The following is an 18,216-nucleotide window of genomic DNA, read 5'->3' on the forward strand; positions in this document are numbered from 1 at the left end:
GGAGAGCCGGTGCCCTCGTCGGCCGCAGGTCAACCGCCAGACTGCATCTTCCTCGACGGCACCGGGCGTGCCGGGTCCGATGTTCGAGTGTCACCCTCCGGGCTGGCAAGACGTCGTTCCAGAGCGGTGAAAGCACTGATCGCCTCAGGCGACTCGAAGGCCCTGTTGCGTCGCCCGACGGTGAGCTGGCGCAGGATTCCGGCTTCGGCCAGACGCTGTACGGCCGCGTTCGCGGCGGGAAAGCTACGCCCGGTCAGCGTCGCCGCCGTGGCGACGGTGAGGATCGGAGCTCCGACCAGTTTGCCGAGCAGCAGATCCAGCGCGGAGTTCGCCCGTACCGGCGCCACTCGATCTCGCCACGATCTCTGCAATTCAGCAGCTTTCATTTCGAAAGCGGTCGCATCCTGCGCCGCGCGAGTACAGGCGGCGGCGAAGCGCGCCACCCAGATGTTCAAGTCGTCGGTGGCCTGTTGGGAATCGGACTCACCGACGTACCGGAAGCGAGTCAGACCGTCGATATAACTGTCGCTCCACGTGGCGAGGATGAGCGAGACAGGCGCGACGACGCGTTCGGCCACGCCACGATGGCGCAGGATCAGATGGATCAATGCTCGACCGGTTCGGCCGTTGCCGTCGATGAAGGGGTGGATCGTCTCGAACTGTGCGTGGGCGATGGCAGCTTGCGCGACAGCGGGCAAATCGTCGCTATTACAAAACGCGATCAAGTCCTTCATCAGTTCGGGGACGAGCTCTGGGGGCGGCGGAACGAATGCGGCCGAGCAGGGATTGAAGGAGCTGCCGCCGATCCAGTTCTGCGCGTCTCGGAAACACCCGCCGTGCTGTGCGAGTCTGGTGCCGGTGAGCAGCCGCCGATGGATTTCGAGCAGGACATCCTCAGTGATCGGCTCACCACGGCCGACCGCACCCGCGGCCAGAGCCATAGCGTCGATATTCGCCAGAACCTCGGCTGCCGTCACGTCCGATGATTCGCCCTCGAGCTGGCGCGCCGCCTCGGCGCGCAGTAGCCGACGCGCGCCGACCACCAGCCCCTCGATCCGTGACGATGCGATGGCCTCGGCGCGCAGCAGCAACCGAGACAACGCTTCGGTCTCCACAAGTGCTAACGCCTCGGTATCGAGACGAGTGATCGCCACCTCCGCGTCGACCACGTCGGCGGCGGTCTCGCTGGTCAAGACGATGCGGCGACCAGCCAGCGAATCGGGCAGGTACACCTCGTATGTGCCAGAGCCACGGTCCCGTCGAGACAGGCCGCCACCATCCAGGTTGCCGGCCCACCGCCGTCGCGCAAACTTTGCCATGCCACCTCCTTATTAAAGGTTAACAGATAACCTTTAATAAGATCGGCACGCATGTAAGGTTCGCCGCGCGATGGCAGCGCCGGACGCCATCCAGGCCAACACCACTCCAGCCGGGTCGGCGGTAGCCTCTTCAATCTGCACATCGCAGACGCTGCACACCCGGCAGGTCACGCAGCCAGACATTATCGATGCTATGTCGACAGATGTAGAAATCCTGCCTCCGACAGCGTTCCACGCGTGCAGCATACGACCGACAGAATTCACCGGGCCAAGGACACGTCTCTGATCCGGATCGGATACACCTCTACAGCCAATTCGCCCGAAAGATCGACTCCACTGGTCGAGATTTTGATCACCCCGCCGCCTTCGATCGAAATACGGTTCACCTGTTCTCGGAAAATATCCACTACGAGCATCGAGTCCTGCAACCAGCGAACTCGCGCGGATCGCGCTATTACATCGTATGATAATTCCAGTTCATTCCTATCGTCGGAGTCTATACTCACCACAAAGGAAGCAGTAGCTCCGGGGATGGCTACACGATCGGCCCCGAAAGCCTCCAAGAACTCCGACTCTTCCGGCTCAATGAACTCATGATCGGCCACTACGCTGCTCCACCCTTCGGAATCACAGTTGTCAAGCGTAAGCCTTCCGGCGTCACTTGCCATGTTGTTTCAAACTTTAGAATACCGTTCGGACCGACGAACAGCGACTCCCGTACTTGGAAGTCTCCATAATCATTCGAGAAGGTTCTTGCGATATTACTGTCAGTGCGGACGACCTCGTCGAAATGACTATTGAGCAGTTCCCTTCCAGCCTGGTTGTCGAAAACTCCTACACGGTTCAATTGGGAGAGATTCTGCAACGATCTTGGAGAGTTGTGCGCGTCTTCTGCCGCCCTACCGAAGAGATACTCGTACTTCTTCTCGTCTACGATCGCCTTAGACGGTGGTTTAGGGGCACTGGTCACATCCCCGGCGCGTTTCCCGCGCAGTCGATCGCGCAGGTCGGTAACCACTTTCCTGGCCTTGACGACGGCGTCCTTCGCCTCCTGGCGGATCCCCGCGATCTGGAGGGCCTTGCGCGCACGCCAGGCGATGATGCCGTCTTTGATCTTCCCGGCCCATTTCCGCACCGAGTCGAGAGCCTTGGCGGCGGTGACCGCTCCCGCTCCGAAGCTGATCAGCGACAGGCCCACGGTGATCGCGGCGTCGATGGCGAGCTCCTGGACGAGGGAATTCAAGAAGCCCTTGATCTCGTCGCGGAGTTCCGTCAGCGCGTCCTTATATGCGAGGCAGGACTGGCTGATCTGGGTGCAGGCAGTGAGCAGTTGATCGATCGAACTCGCAAGAGATTTGAGGTCGTCTCGGATGTGGCCCGCGTCGTCGGCGGTGACGCTGTCGAACAGGCTCGCCGCGATCGTGATCTTGTCGCGGGCGTTCGTGTTCTGGTAGATCGTGCCGAGACGATCCCAGGCATCGGCGGCCTTGGCGAGTTTCCCGGTGTCACCGTCGGGAACGGGTATGCCGATGTGGCTGATGATATTGATGCCCTTGTCGACGATCCCTTGGCCAGGGCCACCAGCGGAAGCCGGGACCGAGAACGGGCCGAACACAGGCATTCCCGGGTCGGTCGGCCGGTCCGGCTGCGGTGCGCCCTTCATGGTGGCGTTGGCTTGCGCGTGCGTGAAGCCGATGTCGTTGAGGGCGCTGCCGTAGGCGTACAGCGTGGAGTGGACGTCCTGGAAGAATCCCACCGCTTCGTAGGCGGAGGTGTTGTACGAGCGTGCCCACTCCTGGCCGTTCTCGTCCACACCCGCCATCGATCCGCATTCGGCCAGCTCCGCGAAGATGTACAGAAAGCTGTCCCGCAGCGCGGATGCGGCGTCGAAGCAGTTGGTGGCCGCTTGGTAGTACGCCTTCGGATCGACAGCCAGAGCCGTCATACCCCGAGAATCCTCAATCCCTCGGCAACAGCGCCGGTATAGCCGTCGTGGGCGAGCTTCACGGCCTCCTCCAAAGCGGTGAGCCCTTCGGCGATGTCGGTGGCTCCTGCAAGCCACTCGTCATGCGCCTCGCGGTAGGCCGCCATCGCCGCACCGGCCGACGTGGCGTCGACCTCCTTGACTTTCTGGTCGATCGCCGTCAGCTGATCGGACAGCAACCCCGCGAAGCCGCGGATCCGGGCGGCCAAGTTTTCGAGCTTGTCGAGATCGACCGAGAACGCCTGTTCATCGGACATACGGTCCCCCCTCAGGGCAGATCGAGCGAGCTGACGCCCGCCGCGAATGATTGATCGGCGCCGCGCACGGTGTCCGCGGTGATTCCCAGCTTCTCCGCCAGCTCGAACAGCGCATCCCACACCTGCACCGCCCCTTGATGGAACTCTTCCCATCCGGCCGCGAAAGCGCCTGCGTTGCTACCGGTCCAGCTTCCCAGCATGTCCCGGACATCTGTCTCCAAGGCCGAATACCCGTCCCGGCACTGAGTGGCGACATCGAATGCCAAGCGCCCCAGAACTTCGACTGCATCGGCATCGACCGACAGCGATGGCTGCTCCCCGACCAACCCTCTGCCCCCTCTCCCACCGAACAGTCTTACCGACAAGGTACTCCGAGCATGGCAACGGGGAAAAGCGTTGCCCGACAGGACTGAACACGAGAACGGCGCTCACCCGGAAGCGGAACACCGAACAAACCACTGCCCCGAACTCGAGCGAGGGCACGGAACTCGTAGGAGTCGGTGCCCTCGCCCGAGATTCATGTATCGCACGGCTCTTACCCGAGAGGTAATCGACTTCATTATCAGGGCCCGAGATGATGATGCGGTATCCGAAGATTGGAGAAGACGATGCCCTACTTCGAATCGCACGACGGCACCACCCTGCACTACCAGGACTGGGGTTCCGGACAGCCGGTGCTCTTCCTGGCCGGTGGCTGGTTGAGCAGCACTTCGTGGGAGCTGCAAATGCTGCCGCTGTCCAAGCAGGGCCTGCGGTGCCTGTCGTATGACCGGCGTGGGCACGGCAAGTCGGACTGGGTCGGGCACGGGTACGACTACGACACGCTGGCCGCGGATCTGGCCGCATTCTTGGACCATCTCGATCTGCGCGAAGTCACCGTGATCGCGCATTCGATGGCGGGCGGTGAGATCGTCCGGTATCTGACCCGCTACGGCAGCGATCGGATCAGCCGGGTCGCGCTGGTATCGGTGACGATGCCGTATTTCGCGCAGGCCGAGGACAATCCGAACGGCGTGCCGAAGGCGGTCTTCGATGCGGTGGGCGCGGCTCGCGCGGCGGATCGGCCGCTGTGGATGGAGCAGAACGCGCAGGCATTCTTCGCGACGCATCTGGGCAACCAGGTGTCTTCGGCGCGAATCGCGTGGATGGTGCAGAAGTGCATGGACTGTTCACTTCTCGCCGCGGACGAGATCATGAACACGATCTACCACGCCGACTTCCGCGACGAGTTGCGCGCGCTCACTGTGCCCACGCTGGTCATCCACGGTGACGCCGACGCCTCGGCTCCCATCGACCTCTGCGGTCGGGTGATCAAGGATCTGATTCCCGGCAACACCTACAAGGAATACCCGGCGACCGGACACGGCATCATGATCTCGCACGCCACCCAGCTCAATGCCGACATCCTCGATTTCATCAAGGCATAAGGCCCGCATGATCATCAACGCGAGCGAGGGCACGGACTCGCATAGAGTCCGTGCCCTCTCGCTCAGGTGTTCAGTTGGTGACGCTCAGCAGAGCGTCAGCTCACCAAGAACTCTTGTGCACGCCGGGCAGTTCGCCACGGTGCGCCGTCTCGCGCAGGCACTCGCGGCACAGGCCGAACTTGCGGTAGACCGCGTGGCAGCGGGGCGCAGCGGGTGCGTGTCGTCAGGGAATCGTGAAGCGTTGAAGTCACTGGAGATCTAGCAGCCGTCAGAAACTTCCGGTCAGGTAGATCATCATCACGCTCAGCGCCAACACACCTACCGCAAATCCTACGGCCTCTGGCCGCGCACGCGGAAAGAGGAACCAGACAGCAGCCGAGATGGCAACAGCGACGAGCGGTGCCGTCCGATAGTCCCAAGGGAAGGGGACAAGATCGGTATCCGGGTCGGTGTACAAGAGCATGAACGGCCATGCCGCGCAGATCGAAGCCAGCAGTGTGACGACCCGCCCCAAAGATCGGCCGAACCGCCTGCCGCCCTCATTCTTTGATGACGACAAGCGACGTCCCATCGACGTTGTTGTAGTTCATATGGTTCGGATCGACAACCTGTGCCTCGTGCGCGTAGCGGATGCAGGTGTCGATGATCGCCTGACGGTTACCTTCCAACCGCAAGCCGACCTGCCGACCCGTGTGGTTGTTCCACTCGTCCATCTCTTTGGAGCCGTTCAAAGGACTGGGCTTATCCTTTTCATGGGCATCCGCCAGTCGCTTGGCGAAGTCGGCGTTCGCGGATTCCGTCGTCAATCCCTGCCAGATGCAATGCCGGGCGGCGTCTTGCCGGGTCGACTCGGGATCGCCAGGAAATGCCTTGGCGGATTCGTCCTGCGCGATCTGCTTGTCCCGCCGCTCCCGGGAATTATTGCAGTCCCGAGGGTTGTTCAGGCAGACCGATTTCTCGTTCTCGCCGAGGTCGCTCCAGCTGCCATATCCATCGTTGATGGGCTTGGCTTGCGGTTGCCCGGCTGGTGTCTGCTCGGACCCCGGCAGGTCGGCGAAAGCATCGGTGATCGCCCGAGTAGCGGCGGTGTCGGCGGCATCCGCTTGGTTGAGGGCCTCCTTGATCGCGGCAGTCCGGATTTCGGCGTCGGCCTCCAGCGCTCTCATGGCAGTCTGGAGCCGGTCGGGGTCGCTCACGGTCGCCAGCAGCGTTTGCTGCGTAGAGGCCGCGGGTGTGCAGGTTCCGTCTTCGGCGACCGTGTAGCCCTTCTCCTCGGCTATCCGCACAGCGGTGGCGACGGCTGCCTGTGCCGCAGCGAGTTCGGTAGCACCGGAGCGCGCCGCATCGGCGCCCAGCTCCAGCGCCTTTCGGAGCTTGCCGGTATCGGACTGGACGGCTTCGTATTCGCCGCGCATCGCATTGCCCGATTCGCCCTGCCAACTGTCGAGGGACTTGTCCACCGCACGATACTGGTTGTCCAACGCGCCGGCCAGCTCGTGGGCCTGCTGCGCCCATCGATCCGCCTGAGCGGTCAGTACGTCGGGGCGCAGGGCGAGGACCTGGGATTTCGTGAGCGCGTTCACGGCAGATCCAGCCCGGTATCCATGAATCCCGCAGCGCGAGCGCTGTCTTGGGTCAGGAACTGAGCGATCGCCGTATCGGTGGTGTCGCCAAGGGTCTGCATGTTCGCGGCAGCCCGCAACATCGCACCGTCGATCGCGGCGCGAGCGGTACCGCAGGCCCCGAGGACCCGGCTCGCGGCCAGCCCATCCGTGACGCCGTCAGCGAGCGAATTGGCCAGGCCGAGAGCGCTGAGCGTCGACGTCGTCGCCGCGAAGGTGTCGGCCAGCTGCCGGATATCGTCCGGATCGAAGTGGAACTGGTCGAGCGCACTCATATCGTCTCCCCCCTACCGCGCATGGCGTTTCGTGCGACCACTATAGGCAGCAGATCGGACATGTGCACTGCGATCACCCTTGCTAGTGCCGCCCCACCTCCCAGTCGCCCCAGTGATCGTCGAGCTCGTATCGATCGTCCTCGGCGCGATCGGATTCAGGGAACTGCGGTTCGAGCCAGGCTGGTATGGGCACGGGATCTTGGACCGTTTGGCTCGGACCGGTCCGCGCGTCGACGGCTTGCCGGTCATCCGGCAGAGAAAGAAAGTTCGGGCATAGAGAGTCACGACCGTCATCCGCACGATCCGCACGCGCCACCTCGACACGGCGTGGTGCCCTTCGCGGTGGAGGAGGCTCCGGGGTAGCGGTGAAGTAGAAGTCCTCGTCATCGGGCGAGTCGAACGGCTGGATGACGTGCGCCATGGATTCGTGCTGCGAGGCATCGCCTTTCAACGCGGAGCCGGAATCAGAAGCACCGCGGGCGCGAGAGGGCGAGTACGTGTCGCGCGCGGACCAGGCCCCGGTGTCCGCATCAGCACTGGTGTCGGAATACGAGTCCGAACGGACGTGATCTCCGGCAGCAGGGCGTAGATGCTCCTCGAGCGGGTGATGAGATTCGGCGGCACCGGCGGCAGGAGTCTCGTCGCCCTCCGGCGAAGACGCATCGTTGCCGCTGTCGCGAAGTTGCTCGACGGCCTCCCGTACAGCTGCCCCCGCCTGCGCGAACGCGACCTTGTGCAATTCCACTACGACATCGGCCAACTGGTACACCGTCAGCCGCGCCGCCGCGTCACCCAACTCGATGGAGTACAACACCCCGTTCGCCCCGACCACGACGGTGACAGAACCGTCCGAGGACGAAGCCGTCCCCCGCGAACGCGCCATGGCGTCTTGGAGCCGCTCGATTCGCTGCGTTTCCGAGCTCATGTGCTCCATCTCACCCCCCGGCTTTCCCGCTCCAGCTTACTTGCGACTGGAAAGATCGGAAATCGTCTGCGGAAAGCGTCCTTGTCGGCGCTGCGTTACTCTGGCGCGAGAACCGGCCGAGGTTGGAGAGGGGCGTCCTATGTCGAACGAACAGCGCCCACGTCCCGATGATGCACGCACGCTCGCGGGCGCTTTCGCCGCAGCGGGCCTTCTCGTCGCCGCCACCAGTCGTCCAACAGTGGACGACCTGGACGCCGCGTTGCCCGACACCACGGTACTGAAATCATGCGATACCGCAGCGCAACTCGTGGACCGAGTACTTCGGGAAACCGCGAATCGACTGCAACACTCGAGTGCGGCAACACTGCGTGCGGCCGAGTCCCGTGACCGCCGAGGAACACAACTACCCGACGTCGCACTCTGCTTCTGAGGTTGCCGGCCAGCCCCTTTCTCGAGTCGCCGCGACAACGCCGACGCGGTCATCGCAGCGGCCGCCGCCTGACAGACCCGCTCTGTTCGCCTTTGCCGCAGCAGTCGACCGCTCGCCGTGCCGCCCGTACCGTCCGCCGAGTCACCGGCTTGGTGGCCAGGCCGTACTTCCAGCGAAGGTCAGTCAACGGCGCGGCATATTCTTCGGCACCGGCCGTGCCGGATCTGAAGTGCATCCGACAAAGCACCCGGTGGAATCAGCGGTCGAAAGGCGCTGAGGGGGTGCCGGAAACATCAACGAAGTGCCGCCGAAATGCGAGCGAGGGCACGGACTCGCATGGAGTCCGTGCCCTCGTTCAGGTGTTCAGTTGGTGACGCTCAGCAGAGCGTCAGCTCACCAGGAGCTCTTGTGCACGCCCGGCAGCTCGCCGCGGTGCGCCATTTCGCGCAGGCACACGCGGCAGAGGCCGAACTTGCGGTAGACCGCGTGGGGGCGGGCGCAGCGCTGGCAGCGGGTGTAGGCGCGGACAGCGAACTTCGGCTTGGCGTTGGCCTTGTTGACCAGTGCTTTCTTAGCCATGTGCTCAGTTCTCCTTGAACGGGAAGCCGAGGTGCTTGAGCAGGGCACGGCCTTCTTCGTTGTTGGTCGCGGTGGTCACCACGGTGATGTCCATACCACGCGGGCGGTCGATCTTGTCGACGTCGATCTCGTGGAACATCGACTGCTCGCTCAGGCCGAACGTGTAGTTGCCGTTGCCGTCGAACTGCTTCGGCGACAGGCCGCGGAAGTCGCGGATACGCGGCAGCGCGATGGAGACCAGGCGGTCCAGGAACTCCCACATCCGGTCGCCGCGCAGGGTGACCTTGGCGCCGATCGGCATGCCCTCACGCAGCTTGAACTGCGCGATGGACTTGGTCGCCTTGCGGATCTGCGGCTTCTGACCGGTGATCAGGGCCAGGTCCTCGACGGCGCCGTTGATCAGCTTCGCGTCGCGGGCGGCGTCGCCGACACCCATGTTGACGACGACCTTCACCACGCCGGGGATCTGCATCACATTGGCGTAGCCGAATTCCTTGTTCAGCGCGTCCTTGATCTCTTCGCGGTAGCGCTGCTTCAGCCGGGGCTGCACTTTTTCCGTCGTGGTCATGTCAGATGTCCTTCCCGTTCTTACGGGAGATCCGGACCCGCTTGCCGCTCTCCTCGTCGGTCCGGTAGCCGACGCGGGCCGGCTTGCCGTCGGAGTCGACGACCATCACGTTGGAGACGTGGATGGGGGCTTCCTGGGTCACGATGCCGCCCGAGGAGGCGCCGCGCTGGTTGGCGGAGTTCGCGACGTGCTTCTTGATCCGGTTCACGCCCTCGACGAGAACCCGGTTCTCCTTCGGGTAGGCCTGGATGACCTTGCCCTTGGCACCCTTGTCCTTGCCCGAGATGACGAGCACGGTGTCGCCCTTGTGCACCTTCATGTCAGAGCACCTCCGGGGCCAGCGAGACGATCTTCATGAACTTCTTGTCGCGCAGCTCGCGGCCGACCGGGCCGAAGATGCGGGTGCCGCGCGGGTCGTTGTCCGCCTTGATGAGCACGGCCGCGTTCTCGTCGAAACGGATGTAGGAACCGTCCGGACGGCGGCGCTCCTTGGTGGTGCGCACGACAACGGCCTTGACGACGTCACCCCGCTTCACGTTGCCGCCGGGGATGGCGTCCTTCACGGTAGCGACGATGATGTCGCCGATACCGGCATAGCGACGCGACGAACCGCCGAGAACGCGGATGCAAAGGATCTCCTTCGCGCCCGTGTTGTCGGCGACGCGCAGTCGCGACTCCTGCTGAATCACTTCAGCGTCCTCCTTGACCTGGACGTATGTGCACGCCGGATTGCCGACCCGACGGGCATGGTCGGTTGCCCTCCGGACGCGCGCCTGCCAGCGGTTTTCTCGGTTCTGACCAGAAACGCGGAACCAACCTCTGGGGGTTCACTGCCGGATTGCGGGCACAGCTCCCGCAGGCAACCGGTCTAGTGTAGGGGAATCCGCAGGTCGTTCCCAAATCGGGGCCACACGTCGCTGCCCGTTTCCCCAATCCCGGCCGGTCCGGCGCGGCGCCGGTAGCCTCGTGTCCTGCAAGGCTGTCTTCGTACATCAGCGGCACCGCCGCGTCGGGGAGAGGATTCTCGTGACATCTACCGGTCGGCCAGCGAAGCTGGATCGTCGTGCCTTCCTGATCGCCCTCGGAGCCGTCCCGGCCGCCGCAGCGCTGGTCGCGTGCTCGGACGACACCGAACCCGCGAGCCGCACGCTCACCGGCGTCGATCTCAGCGGAGCGGACGAGGCGATCCGGCCTCAGGACGACCTGTACCGGCACGTCAACGGGAAGTGGCTGCGGGAGTACCAGCTGCCGCCGGACAAGGTCAGCTACGGCTCGGGCAGCGAGGCGGGCGAACGCACCGAGCAGCAGTTGCGGGAGATCATCGACGGCATCGAGGACCCGAAGCCCGGCTCGGAAGAACAGCAGATCAGGGATCTCTACGACGCCAGGGTGGACTGGGACGAGATCGAACGGCTCGGCATGACGCCGCTGGCGCCGCTGCTGGCGAAGATCGACGGCGCCGCCACCAAGCCGGAGTTGGCCAAGGTGATGGCCGAGCTGCCGATCAGCGGGCTGATCGGCATCAGCATCTCCGTCGACCGGAAGGATTCCAACGCGTACCTCCCGTGGGTCGGCCAGTCCGGCCTCGGACTCGGCGAGCAGTACTACCGGAAGCCGGAGTACGCGGAGGTGCTCACGCAATACCGGGTGTACCTCGAACGCATCGCGGCCGGCGCGGGCTTCCCCGATCCGGCGGGTATGGCTCAGCGGGTATTCGACCTGGAGAAGCGGATCGCTCCCGGGCACTGGGACAACGTCCGCACCCGTGACGTCGACGCGACCTACAACGTCTACAGCTGGGCGGACATGACCGCCCTCGCACCCGGGTTCGACTGGGACCCGTGGCTGGCCGGTAACACCGATCGTCCGCGTGAGCTGTTCGCGACCATGGTGGTGGGCCAACCGTCCTACCTCACGACGGCGGGACAGTTGTGGTCGGAAGTCGATATCGCCACATGGCGTGACTACCTGAAGCTCAGTGTGCTGCGGGAGTTCGCTCCCTACTTGCCCCGGGCCGTCAACGACGCGAATTTCGAGTTCAAGGGCAAGATCCTCAACGGGCAGGACGAGCGCCCGGAACGCTGGAAGTACGGCGTGAGCATCGTCGACGACAAGCTGGGCGAACAGCTCGGGAAACTGTATGTCGCCAAGCATTTTCCGCCGGAGGCCAAGGAGCGGGCCAAGGAAATGCTCGACGACGTGATCGCGGCCTACCGCGAGAACTTCACCAATTCGACCTGGATGTCCCCCGCCACCAGGGCCGCGTCGCTGGCGAAACTGGACAAGATCGATCCGAAGATCGGCTATCCGGACAAGTGGGTCGACTACTCGAAGCTGAAGATCACCAAGGGCAAGCTCATCGAATCGCTGCTCGCCATCAACGAATTCGAGACCAAACGCGCATTCGCCAAACTCGGCAAGCCGGTGGACAAGACCGAATGGGGCATGTCGCCGCAGACGGTGAACGCCTACTACTTGGCGACCTCCAATCAGATCGTCTTCCCCGCCGCCTACCTCCAGCCGCCGTTCTTCGACAAGGACGCCCTGCCCGCCGTCAACTACGGCGCGGTCGGGTCCACCATCGGGCACGAGATCGGCCACGGCTTCGACGACCAGGGCTCCAAGTACGACGGCGACGGCAATCGCCGCGACTGGTGGACGCCGGAGGACCGCGCCGCGTTCGACGCCAGGGCGAAACAACTGGTCGACCAGTACAACGCGCTCGTCCCGGAGGGCCTGGAGCCGAATCAGCACGTCAACGGCGAACTCACCGTCGGCGAGAACCTCGCCGATCTGCGCGGACTCCAGATCACCCTGGCCGCCTTCCGCATCGCCGAGAAGCGCAGGGGCATCGACAATCCCGACTACCGCACCATGTTCCTGTCCTGGGCCCGCAGCTGGCGCGAGAAGCAGACGAAGGAACTCACCGTCCGCTACCTCAGCGTTGATACCCACTCTCCCAACGAGTTCCGCTGCAACCAGGTCGTGCGCAATCTCGAGGAGTTCTACAAGACCTTCGACGTGAAGGAAGGCGACAAGTTGTACCTGCCGCCCGATCAGCGAGTGACCTTCTGAGCGCCTTCGAGCCCGCCCTTCACGGCGGGCTCGATTTCTATGCGGGACGGAGCAGACCGTCGATGAGCGCGTCGAGGCCGAGGTCGTAGGTGTCGCGGGCGGCGAGGGAGAGGTAGTCGGAGCCCAGGGCGGCGAGGCGCGGATAGGTCTCGGCGTCGAGTTCGGCGAAAACCTGCGCGCGGAAGGTGGGGCGGTCCTCCGCGGACCGGCGGGCGGATCGGGCGCGGACGATGAGGTCGCCCGCGGTGTAGTGCCAGATGACGCGGTACGCCTGGGCGGCGCGATCCAGCGGTAGGCCCCCCGCGACGAATCCGTCGACGATGGATTCGCTGACCCACAGCGCCGAGACGCCAAGAAGGTCGTCCGCGGCGAGGATTTCCACGATCCACGGCCGCGCGGCGAGCACGTCGCGCATGGCGCGCGCCGCGACGCGGACGCGCTCGCGGGGTTCCTCCGGCAGATCCGGCCAGACCACCTGGTCGGCGTACTCGTTGAGCAGGAGCCGCAGCAGGTCTTCCTTGTCCCGGACGTGGTGGTAGAGCGCCATCGGCGTGCAGCCGAGTTCGGTGGCGAGGCGGCGCATGGTCAGCTTCGCCACGCCATCGGCCTCGATCACCGAGTCGGCCGCCGCGAGGATCTCCGCCCGGGAGATACGCGCGGGTCGGCCGGTGCGCTGTGGCTGCGACGACGAGCTCGGCATGGGTCCATCTTCACTCATCCGCCGAAGTGGATGTGGACACGGGGCGGCTCACGCGGTTACTTTCTATACATGTATAAAAACTCTCGTGGGCGGCCCGCCCTCGCTCTGACGGCGGTGGCCGTCGCGCAGTTCATGGTCGCGTTGGACCTGGCGGTGGTGAATGTCGCGCTGCCTGCCATCCGAGCGGATCTGGGCTTCGCTCCGGTTGATCTGGCCTGGGTGGTGCACATCTACGCGCTGACCTTCGGCGGGTTCCTGCTGCTGGGCGGGAAGGCGTGCGACCTGTTCGGGCGGCGCAGGTTGCTCACCGCCGGACTCGTGGTGTTCGGCATCGCCTCCCTCGCGGGCGGATTCGCGCAGCAACCTTGGCAACTCGTCGCCGCGCGAGCGATCCAGGGGCTGGCCGCGGCGGCCGTGGCTCCCGCGACATTGGCCACGTTGACCACGACGTTTCCGGAAGGTCCCGGCCGGGTGCGAGCGCTCGGCGTGTGGAGCGCGGTGAACGCGGCGGGCGGCGCGATCGGCGTGCTGGTGGGCGGCCTGCTGACCGAGTACGCCAACTGGCGCTGGGTGATGCTGATCAACGTTCCGATCGTGGTGATCGCGTCGGTCGCGGCGGTGGCCGGTGTGGCGGCCGATCGAGCGAGCGGGCCGGCGCGGATCGACGTGCCGGGCGCTGTCCTCGGTACCGGCGGAATCGGTTTGCTGGTCGTGGGCGTGGTGCGGACCGAACACTACGGCTGGCTCTCCGCCGCCACGGCCGTAACCCTCGGTTCAGGGGTGGTGCTGCTCGCGGCTTTTCTCGCGGTGGAGGCCAGGACATCGACGCCTTTGGTTCGGCTCGGGCTGTTCGGCAACCGCTGGGCGGCGGGCGCGAATCTCTTCGTATTCTTCGCCGCGGCCGGGCAGTTCAGCGCGTTCTATTTCCTATCGCTGTATCAGCAGCAGGTGCTGGCCATGAGCGCGGGCGCGGCGGGCGCGGCCTTCGTGCCGTTCTCCCTCAGCGTCATCGTCGGCACGGTGGTGGCCACGCGGGTGGGCGGCCGGCGCTCCCCGAAAGCGGCGCTCGTTCTCGGCGGGGCGCTGACCACGGCCGGGATCGGCTGGTTCGCCTTCATCAGCGTCGACGGCAGCTTCGTCGCCGATGTGCTCGGCCCCTCGCTGCTGGGCGGCTTCGGTCTCGGGCTGTGCCTGGCTCCGGTGGCCGCCGCCGCGACCATGGGCGTCGCGCCCCAGGAAGCGGGGATAGCTTCCGGGGTCTTCAACAGCGCGCGGCAGCTCGGCGGGTGTGTCGGAGTGGCCACGCTGGCCACGGTCGCGGCGGCGCGCACCGGAAACAGCGCCGCGCCCGCGGCGCTGAACGACGGTTACGCACTCGCGCTGTGCTGCGCCGCGGGACTTTTCGCGGTGGCGAGCGTCGTCGCCGCGACGGTGCTGCCGAGGACAAGCCGTGTGAATCCCACGCCCGCGGCAGAACTGATGCGGCCGGAAGCCGAAATGTCCGCCGCGCACCCGTGACGAGCGAAATACCCCGGCCGCGAGCCAGAACGGATCGGATCGTCACCGAGCCGCACTTGATCAAGCGAAAGTTCCACCGAAGGAGAGGACCCATCATGAACCAGGCCCCGATCGACTTGTTCGGCCGCGCCATCCATTTCGGCCACGACGGCCACGTAGCGGCCGGTGAACGGCGGATGAGCACCGGTGACGGCGACTGGCAACTCGCGACGTTCCATGTCGAAACCGACGCCGACGTGCACGCCGATCATTGGGAAGTCCACCCGAGCGGCGACGAGGCGGTGTGCTGCCTGACCGGCGCGCTGCGCCTCTACCTGCGACCCGAGCGGCCCGGCGACGAGGAGTCGATGGTGCGCCTCACCGCGGGCACCGCATTCCTGGTCCCCCGCAACCGCTGGCACCGCATCGAACTGGACGAACCGTCCGACATCATGTCCATCGGCCTGCGCCACGAGACCCGCCAGGAGCCCGTCACCGCGCGGTGACCGCGCCGCCACGGTGCCCGCGTGTGCGTCGCGCGCGGGCACCGGGCTGGTCACCGTCGGTGTTCGATCGCGCTACCGGGGATACGGCACAGGTTGCGTATCCGCACAGCGGTCGGCCATCGCTACGGCCTTGGGCCATTCACGAGCCAATCGGATCAAGAACGCCAGATCCTCCGCGCGATCGCGTTTCTCGTCCTGCCCGGCATCAGGTACGTGGAACCCGGGCATCGGTGCGCTGCCGTCGCGCTTCGCTCGAACAGCCGACGCCACGCGAAGCGCGTAAGCGCGCACCTGATCTCTTGTCGCGCCGGGTGAGCCGATCCCCTCGGGCGCGTACTGCTTCAAATGCAGAATCGCGTCCCAGATCTCGACGGTCATCCGGTAGAGCTGTGAGGCGGGATCGCGCGGTGCGGAGGGATCGCCGAGCAAGACCACTTCCGGCACCGCGGTGGTCAGTTCGCGCCACAGCGGGCGCAACCGGCGACAGCGACGGCCCGTCCGATCCCATGCCGCCCGTGCCGCCAGCACGGTGCACAGCGGGATCGCGGTCAGCACCGTCACGACCGACAGCATGACGACGGAGACGACGGCAGCGACGGTCCCCGGCTCGCTCGGAGGCGTACCCGCGAGCGAACGGCCGAGCATGAACGACCACGAGAGCGACCAGTGGATCGAGAACATCAGCAGCAGCGCGTAGGTGAATTTCTCTCGTGCGGAGGAGCCGGCGACGCGCAGTTCCCGCACGCAGGCCCGGCCGAACAGAAAGCCCGCGACGGACGCCGGGATCGCCGACAAAGTCCAGACGATCTCGGTGTAGTCGATCCGGAACACCCTGTGCGCGACCGGCGCACCGCAGATCAGGCAAACGGCGACCGCGACCGCCGTCGCATCGTATCGGCGCTGACGCGCCGGTGCGCCTGCGGAATCGGCGCCGTCGAGCAGCCGGGCCAGCCCGTAGAAACTCGCGAGGGCGATCATGGCCAGTCCCAGATACAGGCACCGAGCGAAGTACGGATGATCGAGCGCGGGCACGATCGCGTACGCCGACACAGCGACCACGGTCCAGCTCCAGGTCCGGTTGATCAGCCGGTCGGTGCTGGTCTCGTTGACGACGAGCCACCGTCCGATCGTCATCAGCGCGGCGAAGACGACGACCGGTATCACCAATGCGGCCGGTACGGAGTTCATCGAGGCGACTGTAAGTCCTCGGGACGCGCCCGGCCACCGAGCGCCGGAGGCCGATCAGCGAACCGGCACCGTGACCGGCGTTCGCGCCCGCTTGTCCGCCTCGGCCAGCTCGGCCGCCTCGTCGTAGACGTACTTGTCGCCGAGGAACCACGACGCGGCCGCGGCCAGGAACATCATCACGGCCGCCGACACGAAGACGACGACCAATCCGGAATGGAACGGCCCGGTGAGCAGGTGCGGGAAGAACTCCTGCCCGATGAGGGTCTGCGCGTCGACTCCAGGCTTGCTCAGTTCACCCGACGGCCCGAGCAGCTCCTGGATCGGGTTGTACCCGAGGAACGCCGCGAACATGCTGGCCACGGGCGGCATTCCGGCCAGTTCCGCGGCGGCTCCGGCGGAAACGCCTTGCGCGCGCAGACCGGAGTCCAGCGCCGAGGGCAGGCTCGCCGCCAAGCCGACGACCATGAGGGAGAAGAAGATGCCCATCGACAGGGCGTTGCCGCCGTTGAAGAGGGTGCCGCGCATGCCGGAGGCGGCGCCGCGCTGGGCGGCGGGGACGCTGGACATGATGGCGGCGGTGTTCGGGGAGAAGAACAAGCCGCTTCCGATACCGTTGAGCAGGGTGATCAGCGCGAACAGCCAGTAGTCGAAGTCGACGGGGATGACCAGCAGCAGCAGGAAGGTCGCGCCGGCCAGCAAGGCTCCGCTGGTGGTGAAGGGCCGCGGACCGTAGCGATCGGACAGCCAGCCGGAAACCGGTCCGGCGGCGAGGAATCCGATGGTCAAAGGCAGCAGGTAGATACCGGCCCACAGCGGGGTGGACTCGAAGTCGTAGCCGTGCAGGGGGAGCCAGATGCCCTGCAACCAGATGATCAGCATGAACTGCATGCCGCCGCGTCCGATCGAGACCATCAGGTTGGCGAAGTTGCCGAGTCCGAAGGCGCGATTGCGGAACAGCCCGAGATGGAACATGGGATCGGGGACGCGCGTCTCCACCAGGCAGAACACCGCGAGCAGCGCGATCCCGCCGAGCACGGCGGACAGCACCCACGGGCTGGTCCAGCCGGTGGCGTGCCCGCCGTAGGGCTGGATGCCGTAGGTGATGCCGGTGAGCAGCGCGGTGAGCCCGAGACCGAAGGTGACGGTGCCGGCCCAGTCCACCTTGCCCGCGGAGCGGATGCCCACCTCGTGCAGCGAGCGATAGGACCAGACCGCGCCGAGGACGCCGATCGGAACGCTCACCCAGAACACCGCTCGCCAGTCCCATTCCGACAGCACGCCGCCGATGAGCAGGCCGAAGAACGAACCGGCCACCGCGGCGACCATGTTGATGCCGAGCGCGGTGCCGCGCTGGCGCGCCGGGAACGCGTCGGTGAGAATCGCCGAGGAGTTGGCCGTGAGCATCGCGCCGCCGATCCCTTGGATCACTCGCCAGACGATGATCCACATCGCGCCGGCGCCGCCGTGCCACGGATCGAAGGACAGGGCGACCGCCGACAGGGCGAACACCGTGAACCCGAGGTTGTAGACGCGCACCCGGCCGAAGATGTCACCGAGCCGTCCGAACATCACCACGAGCACGGCGGTGGCCAGCAGGTAGCCCATCAACATCCACAGCAGGTAGCCGACGTTGCCCGCTTCCAGCGGGTTGAGCCCGACGCCGCGGAAGATCGCGGGCAGCGAGATGAGCACGATCGAGGAATTGACCGCCGTGAGCAGCACGCCGAGCGTGGTGTTGGTCAGAACGATCCACTTGTACCGCGGATGGTCCCGGTCGTAGCGCATCCTGCGCCGGATGGTTCGGACGTCGCCCGGGTCGACTTCGGTGGATGGATTCGTCACGGCAGCCCCTCACCACATAGTT

20 protein-coding genes and 1 pseudogene are annotated in these 18,216 nt (G+C 65.5%); 4 read left to right on the plus strand and 17 right to left on the minus strand.

Translation table 11 applies throughout. The features are described 5' to 3' along the window. Positions 1-29: 29 nt before the first annotated feature. The 5 genes from NB3_RS24310 to NB3_RS24330 all read right to left on the minus strand — a co-directional run bounded on the left by NB3_RS24310 (position 30) and on the right by NB3_RS24330 (position 3,886). Positions 30-1,319: a Fic family protein gene (locus NB3_RS24310; RefSeq protein ID WP_067807922.1), complete on the minus strand. Its 1,290-nt coding sequence runs from the start codon at positions 1,317-1,319 to the stop codon at positions 30-32. A gap of 260 nt (positions 1,320-1,579) precedes the next feature. Further along, entirely contained in the window at positions 1,580-1,924 is a 345-nt protein-coding gene (locus tag NB3_RS24315) for a hypothetical protein (protein WP_067807924.1), read from the minus strand. Beyond that, positions 1,924-3,264, minus strand: coding sequence for a WXG100-like domain-containing protein (locus NB3_RS35945; protein ID WP_067807931.1), 1,341 nt, complete (start codon positions 3,262-3,264; stop codon positions 1,924-1,926). The genes NB3_RS24315 and NB3_RS35945 overlap by 1 nt, the downstream gene beginning before the upstream one ends. Further along, positions 3,261-3,560 carry a WXG100 family type VII secretion target gene (locus NB3_RS24325; RefSeq protein WP_067807933.1) on the minus strand — a complete coding sequence of 100 codons (300 nt, stop codon included), beginning with the start codon at positions 3,558-3,560 and terminating at the stop codon, positions 3,261-3,263. The genes NB3_RS35945 and NB3_RS24325 overlap by 4 nt, the downstream gene beginning before the upstream one ends. An 11-nt stretch (positions 3,561-3,571) precedes the next feature. Beyond that, positions 3,572-3,886 (minus strand): WXG100 family type VII secretion target, encoded by a 315-nt coding sequence (locus tag NB3_RS24330; RefSeq protein WP_067807935.1) that lies wholly within the window; start codon positions 3,884-3,886, stop codon positions 3,572-3,574. A 282-nt stretch (positions 3,887-4,168) separates the two neighbouring features. On the opposite strand from NB3_RS24330, the gene NB3_RS24335 reads away from it, so the two are divergent. Then, on the plus strand, positions 4,169-4,987 hold the full coding sequence (locus tag NB3_RS24335) for an alpha/beta fold hydrolase (protein WP_067808001.1): 819 nt from the start codon (positions 4,169-4,171) through the stop codon (positions 4,985-4,987). A 100-nt stretch (positions 4,988-5,087) separates the two neighbouring features. Here NB3_RS24335 and rpsN read toward each other — a convergent pair. The 9 genes and pseudogenes from rpsN to rplN all read right to left on the minus strand — a co-directional run. Then, a pseudogene (rpsN, locus tag NB3_RS34480) lies at positions 5,088-5,189 on the minus strand (type Z 30S ribosomal protein S14); the annotation flags it as partial. A gap of 66 nt (positions 5,190-5,255) precedes the next feature. Next, on the minus strand, positions 5,256-5,558 hold the full coding sequence (locus NB3_RS35265; protein ID WP_157111986.1) for a hypothetical protein: 303 nt from the start codon (positions 5,556-5,558) through the stop codon (positions 5,256-5,258). Then, complete coding sequence (locus NB3_RS24345; RefSeq protein WP_067807937.1) at positions 5,527-6,570, minus strand: WXG100 family type VII secretion target; 1,044 nt, start codon at positions 6,568-6,570, stop codon at positions 5,527-5,529. The genes NB3_RS35265 and NB3_RS24345 overlap by 32 nt, the downstream gene beginning before the upstream one ends. After that, positions 6,567-6,884 carry a hypothetical protein gene (locus NB3_RS24350; protein ID WP_067807939.1) on the minus strand — a complete coding sequence of 106 codons (318 nt, stop codon included), beginning with the start codon at positions 6,882-6,884 and terminating at the stop codon, positions 6,567-6,569. The genes NB3_RS24345 and NB3_RS24350 overlap by 4 nt, the downstream gene beginning before the upstream one ends. Before the next feature lie 82 nt (positions 6,885-6,966). Continuing rightward, positions 6,967-7,809: a YbaB/EbfC family nucleoid-associated protein gene (locus NB3_RS24355; protein ID WP_169810741.1), complete on the minus strand. Its 843-nt coding sequence runs from the start codon at positions 7,807-7,809 to the stop codon at positions 6,967-6,969. 823 nt (positions 7,810-8,632) lie between these two features. After that, positions 8,633-8,818: a type Z 30S ribosomal protein S14 gene (locus NB3_RS24360; protein WP_067807946.1), complete on the minus strand. Its 186-nt coding sequence runs from the start codon at positions 8,816-8,818 to the stop codon at positions 8,633-8,635. A gap of 4 nt (positions 8,819-8,822) precedes the next feature. After that, a complete protein-coding gene (gene rplE / locus NB3_RS24365) occupies positions 8,823-9,386 on the minus strand; it encodes a 50S ribosomal protein L5 (protein ID WP_067807951.1) in 564 nt (187 codons plus the stop codon). A 1-nt stretch (position 9,387) separates the two neighbouring features. Further along, complete coding sequence (gene rplX / locus NB3_RS24370) at positions 9,388-9,705, minus strand: 50S ribosomal protein L24 (protein WP_039795507.1); 318 nt, start codon at positions 9,703-9,705, stop codon at positions 9,388-9,390. Between the two features lies 1 nt (position 9,706). Next, on the minus strand, positions 9,707-10,075 hold the full coding sequence (gene rplN / locus NB3_RS24375; RefSeq protein WP_067807954.1) for a 50S ribosomal protein L14: 369 nt from the start codon (positions 10,073-10,075) through the stop codon (positions 9,707-9,709). Between the two features lie 337 nt (positions 10,076-10,412). Between rplN and NB3_RS24380 the strand changes: the two genes are divergently transcribed. Beyond that, the gene (locus NB3_RS24380) at positions 10,413-12,461 is read left to right on the plus strand and encodes a M13 family metallopeptidase (protein WP_244892058.1); all 2,049 of its coding nucleotides are present in this window, start codon (positions 10,413-10,415) and stop codon (positions 12,459-12,461) included. Positions 12,462-12,498: 37 nt separating this feature from the next. Here NB3_RS24380 and NB3_RS24385 read toward each other — a convergent pair whose 3' ends face one another. Next, entirely contained in the window at positions 12,499-13,179 is a 681-nt protein-coding gene (locus NB3_RS24385) for a TetR/AcrR family transcriptional regulator (protein ID WP_067807957.1), read from the minus strand. 51 nt (positions 13,180-13,230) lie between these two features. Between NB3_RS24385 and NB3_RS24390 the strand changes: the two genes are divergently transcribed. After that, entirely contained in the window at positions 13,231-14,679 is a 1,449-nt protein-coding gene (locus tag NB3_RS24390; protein WP_067807960.1) for an MFS transporter, read from the plus strand. A 95-nt stretch (positions 14,680-14,774) separates the two neighbouring features. Continuing rightward, positions 14,775-15,164 carry a cupin domain-containing protein gene (locus NB3_RS24395; protein ID WP_067807962.1) on the plus strand — a complete coding sequence of 130 codons (390 nt, stop codon included), beginning with the start codon at positions 14,775-14,777 and terminating at the stop codon, positions 15,162-15,164. Positions 15,165-15,236: 72 nt separating this feature from the next. Here NB3_RS24395 and NB3_RS24400 read toward each other — a convergent pair whose 3' ends face one another. Together NB3_RS24400 and NB3_RS24405 are read right to left on the minus strand one after the other, a co-directional pair. Further along, entirely contained in the window at positions 15,237-16,352 is a 1,116-nt protein-coding gene (locus tag NB3_RS24400; RefSeq protein ID WP_067807967.1) for an MAB_1171c family putative transporter, read from the minus strand. A 54-nt stretch (positions 16,353-16,406) separates the two neighbouring features. After that, positions 16,407-18,194, minus strand: a complete 1,788-nt coding sequence (locus tag NB3_RS24405; RefSeq protein WP_067807970.1) for an MFS transporter — start codon at positions 18,192-18,194, stop codon at positions 16,407-16,409. Between the last annotated feature and the right edge of the window lie 22 nt (positions 18,195-18,216).

It is taken from the genome of Nocardia beijingensis NBRC 16342 (assembly GCF_001612785.1).
Taxonomy (GTDB): Bacteria; Actinomycetota; Actinomycetes; order Mycobacteriales; family Mycobacteriaceae; genus Nocardia; species Nocardia beijingensis.